The organism is Amycolatopsis sp. cg5, assembly GCF_041346955.1.
GTDB lineage: Bacteria > Actinomycetota > Actinomycetes > Mycobacteriales > Pseudonocardiaceae > Amycolatopsis.
Window position 1 is genome coordinate 2317011 of sequence record NZ_CP166849.1, and the last position, 12211, is coordinate 2329221.

Annotated in this window: 9 protein-coding genes; 5 read left to right on the top strand and 4 right to left on the bottom strand. The window is 68.3% G+C overall.

Annotated elements, in window-relative coordinates:
* Nucleotides 1-54 precede the first annotated feature (54 nt).
* The 3 genes from AB5J62_RS10600 to AB5J62_RS10610 all read left to right on the top strand — a co-directional run bounded on the left by AB5J62_RS10600 (nt 55) and on the right by AB5J62_RS10610 (nt 4788).
* The gene (locus tag AB5J62_RS10600; protein WP_370948022.1) at nt 55-1413 is read left to right on the top strand and encodes a hypothetical protein; all 1359 of its coding nucleotides are present in this window, start codon (nt 55-57) and stop codon (nt 1411-1413) included.
* Nucleotides 1414-1531: 118 nt separating this feature from the next.
* A complete protein-coding gene (locus AB5J62_RS10605; protein ID WP_370950229.1) occupies nt 1532-2263 on the top strand; it encodes an ABC transporter ATP-binding protein in 732 nt (243 codons plus the stop codon).
* A complete protein-coding gene (locus AB5J62_RS10610; RefSeq protein WP_370948023.1) occupies nt 2257-4788 on the top strand; it encodes an FtsX-like permease family protein in 2532 nt (843 codons plus the stop codon). The genes AB5J62_RS10605 and AB5J62_RS10610 overlap by 7 nt, the downstream gene beginning before the upstream one ends.
* A 588-nt stretch (nt 4789-5376) precedes the next feature.
* Here AB5J62_RS10610 and AB5J62_RS10615 read toward each other — a convergent pair.
* A complete protein-coding gene (locus AB5J62_RS10615; RefSeq protein WP_370948024.1) occupies nt 5377-6357 on the bottom strand; it encodes a YncE family protein in 981 nt (326 codons plus the stop codon).
* Nucleotides 6358-6438: 81 nt separating this feature from the next.
* Here AB5J62_RS10615 and AB5J62_RS10620 point away from each other — a divergent pair, with 81 nt between their 5' ends.
* The gene (locus tag AB5J62_RS10620; RefSeq protein ID WP_370948025.1) at nt 6439-7329 is read left to right on the top strand and encodes a LysR family transcriptional regulator; all 891 of its coding nucleotides are present in this window, start codon (nt 6439-6441) and stop codon (nt 7327-7329) included.
* 401 nt (nt 7330-7730) lie between these two features.
* Here the strand turns inward: AB5J62_RS10620 and AB5J62_RS10625 are convergent, their stop codons facing one another.
* The gene (locus AB5J62_RS10625) at nt 7731-8552 is read right to left on the bottom strand and encodes a GNAT family N-acetyltransferase (RefSeq protein ID WP_370948026.1); all 822 of its coding nucleotides are present in this window, start codon (nt 8550-8552) and stop codon (nt 7731-7733) included.
* Between the two features lie 312 nt (nt 8553-8864).
* Between AB5J62_RS10625 and AB5J62_RS10630 the strand changes: the two genes are divergently transcribed.
* The gene (locus AB5J62_RS10630; RefSeq protein WP_370948027.1) at nt 8865-9833 is read left to right on the top strand and encodes a hypothetical protein; all 969 of its coding nucleotides are present in this window, start codon (nt 8865-8867) and stop codon (nt 9831-9833) included.
* Between the two features lie 53 nt (nt 9834-9886).
* Here AB5J62_RS10630 and AB5J62_RS10635 read toward each other — a convergent pair whose 3' ends face one another.
* Nucleotides 9887-10558, bottom strand: a complete 672-nt coding sequence (locus AB5J62_RS10635; RefSeq protein WP_370948028.1) for a fasciclin domain-containing protein — start codon at nt 10556-10558, stop codon at nt 9887-9889.
* An 87-nt stretch (nt 10559-10645) separates the two neighbouring features.
* Nucleotides 10646-12187 (bottom strand): molybdopterin-dependent oxidoreductase, encoded by a 1542-nt coding sequence (locus tag AB5J62_RS10640; RefSeq protein ID WP_370948029.1) that lies wholly within the window; start codon nt 12185-12187, stop codon nt 10646-10648.
* Between the last annotated feature and the right edge of the window lie 24 nt (nt 12188-12211).

Genomic DNA, 12211 nt, shown 5'->3' on the forward strand with positions numbered 1-12211 from the left:
GGAGTTCGGACGATCTTCGGTTCCACGTACCGTGTCCCCGGCGGAGGAGGCCCTATGACCAATCGTTACTCGTGCACGCTCTGCACCGGAACCTTCGATCAGCTGCCGTCGGCGGCGAAACCGGTGTGCGCGCACGCCGGGAGCATGGTTCCGGTTCCTGTTTTCGAAGGTGCGCCGACCGGGTGTTTCGATCGCGCCCGGTTCAATGGCTCGGCTTTCGCACGGCAGAACTTCGTTTCCTCACTGGGGAGGGGACGATTCGACTGCCGCTATGACCAGAACGCCGGTGTGCTGGACGTCGTCGTGAAACTGGACCTCGGCGCCGGTGACGTCCCGCTGGCCGAACAGCAGGCGCTGGCGGCGAAACTCAAGAACCGCGTGCCCGCGTACTGGAACGGCAAATGGACCTTCCGGTGCACGCGACCAGGCTGGACCGACTTGCCACCGGTGACGACCAGGTTCGCCGTGGAAATCGTTCCGGCAGGCCAAAGTCACTTCACGCTGGCGTTGTCCCGGCCGAAGGAAGACCCGGCGAAGGTACAGAAAGGCCGCCCGATCTACCTGCGTGAATGCCGGGGGTTCCTGTCGCTCAAGCAGGTGATCACCGGCAATCCGCAGGCCAAGGATCAATTGGACCTGCTCGATTTCCATTTGGACGACTTCGCACACGTCCTCGCGGCGCAGATCATCACCACGCACGAACGGCGACGGCTGCAAACCGCGCAGGAGTCCATGTGGAATGTCTTCCACTTGCCCTTGTCCGTGCGGCGGGACAATCAGGACACGACCATCTCGGTGCCCGTGAGCGCCCTTTTCCTGGGCTTCGACGGCGAGATCACCTCCTTTCTCGCCGACAAGCTCACCGACTTCTCCAAGATCGTGGCCCGCCGGATGCCGGGCACCCGTGCGGTGCCCATCGTCATTTCCCCGCCCGGCAACAAGATCGTCGCGAACCGGGAGAACTGGGACGCGCAGGCCCGGCGCGTCGTGGAGTTCCTGCAGAAACTTCCCGACGGGAACGCGATCGTGCTCGGCGCGCCGATCCCCGAGGCGGTCGCGCTGACCATCCGGATCGACGAGGAGCTGGAGCAGGGTGACCTCAACGATCTCCAGTACAACGTCGCCGTGCACGAGTTCGGCCACATGCTGGGGCTGCCAGACGAGTACGAGGACCCGCTGGACTCGCCGAACGCCAGGCCGGACGATCGCGCCAAGGCGACCGTGAAAGCCGAGTACATCAAGCTCTGCCAGCTGGCCGGGCTCGCGGCGCCGAACTTCCCCTCGCACACTTCGAGCATGATGAGCGACGGGATGTCGGTGCTGCCCTTCCACGCGGTCTCCGTGTGGGACGCGCTCTGCAAAATGACGCAGCCCTACCTCGCGCCGCAGCACTGGGAGATCCGCCCGGTCTGATGGTCGATGGTGGTGCTGGCACCACCATCGAGCCAGGTGGCTCGTGCACTGTGCGCGTCCCGGATCCTTTCTAGCCTTGTGAGCAGAGGATTCGGGACGACCACAGGAGATTCGCGTGATTCGCATCACAGGTGTCAGCAAGACGTACGGAAAGGGCGCCAACGCGGTCCACGCGCTTCGTGACGTGTCGTACCTCTTCCCGCCGGGCACCTTCACCGCCGTGATGGGACCGTCCGGTTCCGGCAAGAGCACCTTCCTGCACTGCGCCGCCGGGCTCGACAAGCCCGACGCCGGCTCCGTGCACCTCGGCGACGTCGATCTCGCCAGGATGAACGAGCGCAAGCTCACCGAGCTGCGCCGTCAGCGTGTCGGCTTCGTCTTCCAGGCGTTCAACCTGATCAGCTCGCTGACCGTGCGCGACAACATCCTGCTGCCCGCGCGGCTCGCGGGCACCAAGGCGGACAAGGTCTGGTTCCAGCAGGTCGTGTCGGAGGTCGGCCTCACCGATCGGCTGCACCACCGGCCCGGTGAGCTCTCCGGTGGCCAGCAGCAGCGCGTCGCCATCGCCCGCGCGCTGGTGACCAGGCCCGACGTCGTCTTCGGCGACGAGCCGACCGGCGCGCTGGACACCACGACCGGCGGCGAAGTGCTGTCGCTGCTGCGCCGGGTCGTCGACCTGCACCAGCAGACCGTGATCATGGTGACGCACGACCCGGTCGCCGCGTCCTACGCCGACCGCGTGGTGTTCCTGGCCGACGGCAGGCTCGTCGGCCACCTCGATCAGCCGACCGCGGCCGCCGTCGCCGACCGGATGACCCACCTGTCCGGCAAGGGGGCCGTCCGATGCTGAGCCTCGCGATGAAGACACTGCGGGCGCGCAAGGGCGCGTTCGCGGCCGCGTTCTTGACCTTGCTGGTCGCGTCCACGCTGATCACCGCGTGCGGGCTGCTGCTGCAGACCGGCATCGCGGGCGGGGTGCCGACCGAGCGGTACCGCGGCGCCGAGGTGGTCGTCACCGCCGATCAGTCCTTCAGCGTCGAGAAGCCCAAGAAGTCCGAGTTCGAGCCCGACCGGCCCGACAACCCCGGCGACCAGCTGAAGGAACGCATCCGGCTCGACCCGGCGCTGGCCGCGAAGATCGCCGCGGTGCCGGGCGTGCGCGAGGTCGTCCCGGACGTGTCGTTCCCGGTGACACTCGGCAAGCAGACGCCGGGCGCCCCGGTGCTGGGTCACGGCTGGGACAGCGCGCGGTTGACGCCGTTCGAGCTGAAGTCGGGTCAGGCTCCGCAGCGTGCCACCGAGATCGTGGTCGACCAGCGCTCGGGACTGAAGGTCGGCGACACCGTCGACGTCCAGGTCGACGACGCCCCGGCGCCGTACCGCGTCTCCGGCGTCGCCGCACCGGTAGGCGGCGAGTTCGCCAAGCAGTCGACGGTGTTCTTCACCCCGGCCCGCGCCACCGAGCTGGCCGCGACCGGCGGCCGGGTGGACGCGTTCGGCGTGCTCGCCGCACCGGGCACCTCGGTGGACGCGCTCCAGGACTCCATCGAGAAGGCGTTGCCCGAAAAGGGTTTCGAGGTCCGGACCGGCACCGACCGCGGCGCCGGCGAGTTCATCGGTGACGGCAACGCGCTCGCGATGCTGCTCGCGCTCGCGGGGTCGTTCGGCGGCATCGCGCTGATGATCGCGGTGTTCGTGGTCTCCAGCACGCTCGCGCTGTCGATCCAGCAACGCCAGCGTGAGATGGCGCTGCTGCGTGCGATCGGCACGACACCGCGCCAGCTCCGCCAGATGGTCAGCGGCGAGGCGTTCATGCTGGGCCTGGGCGCGGCGGCACTGGGCTGCCTGCCCGGTTTCCCCGTCGGCGAGTGGCTTTTGGGGATGTTCAAGGGCTTCGGCATGGTGCCAGCCGAAGTCGAGCTGGTCACCGGCCCGATCCCCGCGGTCTCGGTGGTCGTGGCATTGGTGCTCGCCGCGGTGCTGGCAGGCCTGAGCGCGGCCCGCCGCGCGGCCAAGACCCGTCCGACGGAAGCACTCGGCGACGCCGCCGTCCAGCGCACGCTGATCGGCAAGGGCAGGCTGATCACCGGTTTGGTGCTGGTCGCGGGCAGTGTCGCGCTGCTCATCGTGTCCGCGTTCCTGAGCGGTGTCGCGGCGGCGAGCGCCGCCAGCGGCGTGGCGCTGTTGCTGATCGTCGCGATCGCCGTGCTCGGTCCCGTCGTCGCCAAGGTGATCGCGTTCCTCGCGGCGCCGGTGATGCGCCGCTACCGTGTCGGCGGGTACCTGGCCAGCGCGAACAGCACCACCAACGCGGGCAGGCTGGCGGGCTCGATCGTGCCGCTGATCCTCGCGATCGGCTTCGGCTGCGTGGCGATGTTCGTCCAGACCACCCAGGTGAAGGTGGCCGAGGAAAGCGGCAAGACGAGCATCACCGCGGACTACGTTTTGAGTGCGCCCCAAGGCATCCCGGCCGCGGTCACCGGCGAGATCGCCGCGGTGCCCGGGGTTTCGACGGTCACGTCGCTGCGTCAGACCCAGCTGAAGGAGGAACTCCCGCCGACCAGTGAGGGGATGAACGACGCGATCGACACGATGGTCGTCAGCCCCGGCGACCTCGGCAAGACGCTCGACCTGCGTCCGTCCCAAGGCGACTTGGCGAAGGTGCGCGGCAACGACATCGCGGTCTCGGCGGCTACCGCGTCGAGCCTGGACGTCTCGCTCGGCGGGTCCGTCAAGCTGCGCCTGGGCGACAGCACGCTGGTCTCCTTGCGCGTGGTGAGCATCTTCGACCGGGAGCAGGGGCTGGGCCAGATCGTCGTGGACCGGGCGCTCGTGGCCGGTCACACCAACAGCCAGCGTGACGACCAGGTCCTGATCAAGGCCGACGCTTCGGCACTGGCCGCCTTGAAGGCCCAGTTCCCGGACCTGTCGGTCGCTGACGGCGCCTCAGTCGAGGCGGCACGCACGAACGCCTTGCGCGCCAACATGTGGATCAACCTGCTGGTCGTCGGCATCATCCTGCTCTACACCGGCATCGCGGTGGTCAACACCCTGGTCATGGCCACGGGCGCCCGCCGCCGCGAGTTCGCGTTGCTCCGCCTGGTCGGCGCCACCCGCAAGCAGGTACTCCGCACGACCCGCTGGGAAAGCGCCCTCGTGGTGCTCTCGTCGATCATCATCGGCACCGCGGTCGCCGCCGCGACCCTGATCCCGATCAGCATCGCACTCAGCGGTTCCCCGATGCCCTACGTCCCACCGGCCCTCTACTTCGGCCTGATCGGCATAGTAGCCATCCTCGGCCTGGCAGCCACCGAAATCCCAGCCCGCCTAGCCCTCCGCCTCAAGCCCGTCAACGCCATCGGCACCAAAGAGTAACCCCCACCCCCACGATAAAGCAGGCTTTACTCCCAGGGATAAAGCGGGCTTTACTCCCAGGGGTAAAGCCCGCTAAACCTCCCGCGATAAAGCCCGCTAAACTCCCCGAAGTTTAGCGGGCTTTATCGCGCGGAGTTTAGCCCGCTTTATCCCAGCCCCACCCCAGCAACCTCGCGGGACCAGCAACCTCGCAGGCGGGACCAGCAACCTCGCAGGCGGGACCAGCAACCTCGCAGGCGGGACCAGCAACCTCGCGTGCGGGACCAGCAACCTTGCGGACGGGAGTGGCAAACTTGCGTACTGGACTGGCAATCTCGCGTGCGGGAGTGGCAATCTCGCGTGCGGGAGTGGCAAACTCGCGTACTGGACCGGCAATCTCGCGTACGAGAAGCGCAAACTCGCGTACGGGAAGGGCAAAGATCCGGGTTCGGGGTCTTTGCCCTTCCCGTACGCGAGTTTGCTGCTCCTGTACGGGTCTTTGCCCTTGGTGTACGGGGGTGAGCGGAGGGGCTGGGATAAAGCGGGCTTTACTTCGGGGGATAAAGCCTGCTAAACATCGCGGAGTTTAGCGGGCTTTATCCCCGGGGGTTAGGCGATGATGGCCATGCCGTGGGCGCCGGGTTCGGCGGCGAAGGTGTTTTGGACGGACAGGGTGTTGATGTCGATCACCGTGACCGTGGCCGAACCGGAGTTGGCGACGAAGGCGAGTGCGCCGTCGGCGGTCGAGCGGATGCTCAGCGCGCCGGCGCCGATCGGGAGCCGCTGGAGGAGATTGAGCGAGGCGGCGTCGTAGATGCGGAGCATTCCCTCGCCCATGACGAGCCCGTCCGGGCCGACCGAGGCGGGGACCTCGGAGACCAGGAGACGGCCGGACGTGGTCGCGTGCACGGCCGTGACGGCCTGCTCGCTCGCGACGAACTCGGTCACGATGTCCTTGGCCGTGTCGATCACGTAGAGGCCGTTCGCCTCGGTGCGCTCCGCGCCGCTGAACACCGGGCCCGCGACGACGACGCGGTCGGCAAGCGCCGCTATGCCTTCGGTGCTGGGCACGTCGACGCGGCCGGTCATCTTGCCAGAGGCGAGGTCGACCACCGAGACGAACGGGGCCTCCTTGTTGGCCGTGTACAGCTTGGCGCTGTCGGGGGTGATGGCGAACCAGTGCGGGCCGTCGGCGTCGACCGGGATGCGGTCGAGGACCTTGCGGGTCTCCGGGTCGATCATGAGGATCGCGCCGGTGCGGCCCTCGCCGGACTCGACGGCGACGTAGAGGTTGTCGGTGGCGGGGTCCCACTGGAGGTCGTGCGGGCCGTGGTCGGGCGCGACGTCGATGACGTCGACGACCTTGCGGGTGTCGGCGTCGATCACGCTGATCAGGCCTGCGCGGCCGGAGTTCTGGAAGTACCAGCCCGACTTGTACGTGTGGCTGACGTAGACGAGCCCGCGCTCGGCGTCGAAGCAGGCTTCGTGCGGCTCGGGCGCGATGTCGATCGTGTCGAGGCGCTCGCCGGTCTCGGTGTCGAGGAAGACGAGGGTCGCGTCGCGCTGGCAGGCAATGGCGAGTGTTGTCATGTCTTCGAAGTTAGGAGTGATCCCGGATTATCACCAGTGCAACGTTGGCAATGAATAGTTGCGCCTGTGATAATCGGGAACATGGAGCTGGACATGAACCTGGTGGTCGCGCTGGACGCGTTGCTGCGCGAGAACAGCGTCACCGCGGCGGCCGAAGCACTGCACACTTCGGCGCCCGCGATGAGTCGGACGCTCGCCAGGCTCCGCCGTGTGCTCGACGACCCGCTGCTGGTGCGGGCGGGGCGGACGCTCGTGCCGACGCCGCGAGCCGAGGAGCTGCGACCGGAAGTGCGCGCGCTCGTCGAACGCGCGCGGGCGGTTTTCACGCCACCGCAGGATCTTGACCCGTCCACAGTGGAACGCTCGTTCGCGATCCAGACGAGCGACGCGTTGCTGTCCATGGTCGCGGCCCCGCTGCTGAGCGACATTCGCCGCCAGGCGCCGGGGATCACGCTTCGTTTCCGCCCGGAGTCCATGGAGGACACTCCCGCCTTGCGCGAGGGCTCGATCGACCTCGAACTCGGCGTCATCGACAACACCGATCCCGAGATCCTGACCGAATCGCTGAGCACCTCGACCATGAGCGGCGTCGTGCGTGCGTCCCACCCGCTGGCGAAGGGCCGGGTCACCGCCCGCCGCTTCGCCGACGCCGATCACGTCGTGGTGTCCCGCCGCGGCCGCACCCGTGGCCCGATCGACGACCGGCTCGACGACCTCGGCCTGACCAGGCGCGTGGTGGCCGTGGTGCCCACCTACTCGGCCTCGATGTTCCTGGCCCGCGACGCCGACGTCGTCTGCCTCGCCGCGCACCGGATCGGCGCCGACTGGATCGAGGCGCTCGGCCTGCGCAGGTTCGAGATCCCGCTCGAGCTGCCGCCGATCATCATCGGCATGGCCTGGCATCCCCGCAACGACGCCGACCGCGCGCACCGCTGGCTGCGCGACCGTGTACGCGCCGTGCTGGCGGACTAGGGCGTGTCCTAGCCGTCCCGGGGTCGTGAGTGGTACGGCCGGTTCTAACCGGTCTAAACACTCACGACCCCTTCTCGGCTGCCCCACCCGCGGCAGGGGCGTGGTCGGGCGTGGGTGAGGGCCTAGTTCGCTCGGATCCGTGGGGTGGGGGCCTGGTTCGACCGTATATGCGGGTGAGGGAGGCCCTGACCCGCTTGGCTCGGGTGAGGGAGGCCCTCACTCACGCCAAGCGTGGATGAAGGCTCCCCTCATACCTGGGCCAAGTGCCTGGATGAGTGCCGCTTGCGTCGTTCAACGACGCATTTCCCACACAGCCACCCCGGCCGCAGCCGAGCAACCAGACACGCCACCTTTGACCTTCCGCTCAATAACCGGCGAAAACACTCACGACCCTGGGGGATCTAGTCGCCTTTGACGAGGATCGCGCGCGTGTAGAGCAGGTCGAACCCCTGACGCTGCACGTTCTGCTGCGACTTCGAGCCCGGCTGAGTGGTGACGATGGCCAGGTCGCATCCCGAGGCGTCGGCGAGCCTGGCCGAAAGCAGCGCGGTCTGGACGCCGTTCCGCCGATGCGCGGGCAAGGTCGCGGCACCCGTGAGCTGCGCTATCCCGTCGGTCACCCGGAAACTGGCACCGCCGGCGACTTCGCCTTCCCGCAGCGCGAGGTAGCGCAGGACCCCGACGGCCGCGAAGTCGCGCATGGCGTTCTCGACGGTCTCGCGCGGGAATTCCTCATGCGAGGCGACGCCTTCGACGTCGGCCGCCGCGAAACTGTCCCCGACGACGCGCAGCCACGGGTCGACCTCATCGGTGCGCCGGACTTCGACGCCGGGCGGCGTGATCCGCTCGCGTGGCGCGCCGAGCGCCAGCCCGAGCACGTTTTCGAACGAGACGAGCCGGTAGCCGCGCCTGGTCAGCAGCTCGCCGATGGCGGGGTCGGCGAGCTGGGAGAGCTCGACCTGAACGGGGGACTTGTGCTCGGCGAAAGCGGCCTCGACCTCGTCGAGGAGCGTTGCGCTCGTCAAGCCCCCGAAGCCGAGGCCGGCGACCTTGTTGAACGGCGAGTCCGGCTCGGCGAAGCTCGCCACGCCGCCGGCGATCGGCAGCACGAAGCCGCGCCCGTCGCCCCGGCGGCGATGGGCCGCCTCGCTGCTTTCGGCCATGAGCCGGGCCTCGGCCCGCTCGATACGCTCGGCGAGCGCGATGTCGCAGAACAACGGCACGGCTTTCCCCTTCGACGGTGGTGTGGCGTGCCCACTGTGCCGCAGGCCGGGCCGACGGCGAAACCGAGTTTCACGTTCCCGGTTTTCCAGGAGAATTGAAAATCGCCGAATAACGTGCACACAAAACCCGCACAAAAAACGCACAGGGCGAATTTTAGGTCACCTATTCGGATGATGGAAGGTGATCATGGAACGTTCCTGCCGCACTGGGCGGTTAGGGTGAAATGCGCGCGTCCGTGATGAGGACGAGGGTCGCCTCCAGACAACCAGAACATTCCTGGACTTCGTCCACCGTGAAAGCAGGATCTCGCCATGGCTCATCCGCATGCCGTGGCCATTCCGTTCGCCGCGGGCATCACGGCCTCGGTGTTCCCGGCGCCGGCCACCGCGATCCGCACCAACGATCCCGTTGCCATGGCGGGAATCCGCGCGTTCGCGCGCTATCAGGCCGCCGCCGCGCGGACCATCGCGGCCATGGTGCTGGGCGCGCCGGAGCCCGCCACGCGTTGCCTGGTCGAAGGCACGCTGAACGCGGCGGCCACGTGGCGCTACCGGGTCGCCGAGCAGTCCGGCGAGACCGAGCTGTCCCGCTACCGCACGCCGTCGACCACGGCCAGGTACCGGCGGATCGGTTACGTCGGCAAAGCCAGGGAAGGCGCCACCTGGCACGCGCCGACCGGCACCTACTTCGGCGGGATCCCCACGCCGGCGCACCACACGCTCGCGCTGTTCGGCCGCTACGCCGTCAACCGGTTCGCCGAAGCCGAGTCCTGCCGCGACACCTTGCGCAACCTGCTGGTCCTCGACAACGGATCCGTCATCGCCGGCGGCGCGTTGCTCCGGCGTTCGGCCGCCGCGGACGTGGCGGACCTGGTGCGCCGCAGTCTGGCTTTACGTGGCGAGACAGGGGAAGCGGAGACCGGCGGCAACGCGATGTACGCCGTCAGCGCGCCACCGGCCGACGCCGAGGCGATCAACCATGCGGCCACCTCCGCGCTCGCGGACGCGCTGAACGCCGCGGCGGACAACGACATCGCCACGGCGAGCAGGTTGTGGGCCTTCGGTGCGTACTGCCTTTACCAAGCCCCGCGCACGGCCCGTGGTTCCGATGCGGCTTGCCGGGTCGCGCTGGCCGCGCTCGGCGCGGTCGCGTTGCGCCGGATTCCCTGGCTGCCGCACGACATCGACCTGCGCGCTCAGGTACTCGAGCAAGACGTCTTCGTCGACCAGCTGGTGGCCACGCACCACCGCAAGACCGCAGACGCGACAACGGGGTCGTGAGCGTTGCGGGCGGTTAGAACCGCCCGCAACGCTCACGACCCCGGGGGTTTGGGTTACTTGTTGGTGCCGGGGGTGAGGACCTTGTCGATGACGAAGACGGTCGCGTTCTTCGTGGGGATGTTGCCGCACAGGACCTTCGCGCCGTTGACGGTCAGGTTGTCGCCGGAGCCCTCGATCTTCAGCGGGCCAGCGGCGGTGTCGAGCGAGGTGAGCGTGCCCGCCGAGGCCAATCCCTTGGCGTCGTAACGCTTGCCGACGACGTGGTACTGCAGGATCGGGGCGAGCTGGTCCGGCTTGCCAGCGAGCTCGGCGAACTTGGCGTCGCCCAGCGCGGCGAAGGCGGGGTCGGCGGGAGCGAAGACCGTGATGGCTTCGGCGCTGTTGAGGGTGTCGACCAGGTTGGTGGCCTTGACGGCGGCGACGAGCTTCGTCAGCAGGGGGTTGGTCGCCGCGGCCGAGGCGACCGGCTGCGGGCCCATCGAGTCCAGCGAGCCAGGGGCGTTTCCTTGCGGGAGCTGGGAACACGCGGGGCCGAACACGTCGGCGTTGGTGGTGACGCCGGACGCCATCGCCGAGGACGACGGCGCGGCCATCGAGGAGGACGGAGCGGGCGCCGGTGCGCTGGAGCTGTTGCCGCTCGAAGCCGTGTCGCTGCCACTGCACGCGGTCAGCGCGAGCGCTGCGATGGCGGTGATACCGATGCCAGCGGTACGGAGCTTGTTCATGAGTGCCTCATTCAGTGATTTGTTTGTGCTCTCGCAGGGGATTCGACGCCCGATGGGGACCGGATTGGTCGAATTCGAAATTTCTTTTCACGCACCCGTCAGAGTGGCGCTGTGCCAGCCGGTCGCGCCATCGGGTACGGTTCCCGCGCGTGCGTCCGTCTGGGTGTAGCCGGATTTGTCGGTGGCGCGGCAGAAAACCTGGTGCACGCCCTTCGGGATCTGCACCTCTGTCCACCACATCCGCCAGGTGTTCAGGTTGACTTCCTGGGACAAAGTCGTTTCCCGCCAAGGACCTTGGTCGACCTTGACCTCGACTTTCGCGATGCCCGTGTGCTGCGCCCACGCCACACCGGAAAGCCGGACCGTGCCCGCGGTGACCGAGGCGAAGCCGCGATGGGAGTCGATCCGCGATTCGGTTTTAATCGGCGCCTGCTCGGCCCAGCCGCGTTTGAGCCAATACGACTGCCGCGATTTCCAGGTGGTGACCTCGATGTCGACCACCCATTTCGTCGCCGAGACGTAGCCGTAAAGCCCTGGCGTGACCAGGCGGGCGGGGAAGCCGTGTTCGAGCGGCAACGGTTCGCCGTTCATGCCGATGGCGAGCATCGCGCCCCGTGTGCGGTCGCGGGCGGCAACGACGGGCGTGCCCGAGGTCCAGCCGTCGACGCTGGTGCAGAAAAGCTGTTCCGCGCCGGACTGGACGCCTGCCTCGTCGAGCAGGTCGGCCAGGTCGACGCCGATGAAGTTCGAAGTGGACACATAGTCGCCACCGACCTCATTGGACACACAGGTCATCGTGACCGTGCGCTCCACCAGCTGCCGGTCGCGGATGTCGTCGTAGCTGTACCGCATCTCCTTGCCGACCATGCCGTGCAGGCGCAGGCTCCAGTCCTCGGTACGCAGCTGCGGCACGGTCAACGCGGTGTCGACGCGGTAGAAACGCTGGTTCGGGGTGAGGAACGCGGGCGTGCCGAGCTTCGCGAAGTCGGCGTCGGCCGGGATCGCGGGCGCCGATCGCGCGGGCACGAGCTTGCCGACGGCCTCGCGTGACGCGTTCGCGTCGCGGGTCGAGCTGATGAGCTGACCGCCCAGCCCGGCGACACCGGCGCCCGCCACCACGCCCGCGCCGCTGATCAGGAAGGCCCGCCGCGAGTTTCCGACCTTCTCACCGGACTCCGTCCTCCGCAGGATCTTCGGCGCTTTCCCATGCAGGAAAAGGAATACGGCCACGCCTGCGACAACACTCGCCAGCGGGGCGAGCAGCGCGACCAAGCCCAGGTTGGGCCGTGTGTACACGGCGACGCCGCCGACGAGTCCGAAAAGGACGATCACGCTCACGCCCGGCACCGGTGAGCGCGACGACAGCAGCCCGGCGAGCGCGGCGACCCCGATCATGGTCAGCGCCATGCCGCCGAGCAGCACCAGCTTGTCGTAGGTGCCGAACGTGCGGACCGCGAAGTCCTTGAGTTCGACCGGTGTCAGGTCGATCGCGCCGTTGCCCACCGCCAGGTAGGGCGACGCGCCGACGTTGATGAAGCCCGCCACCAGATGCCCGGCGGCGAGCGCCGCCGCCAGCGCCAGCACTCCGGTGGCGGCGGCGGAGAACAAGCGCAGTCGCGGTTGGGTCATGCAGGGCATTCGGCGCGCCGGGCG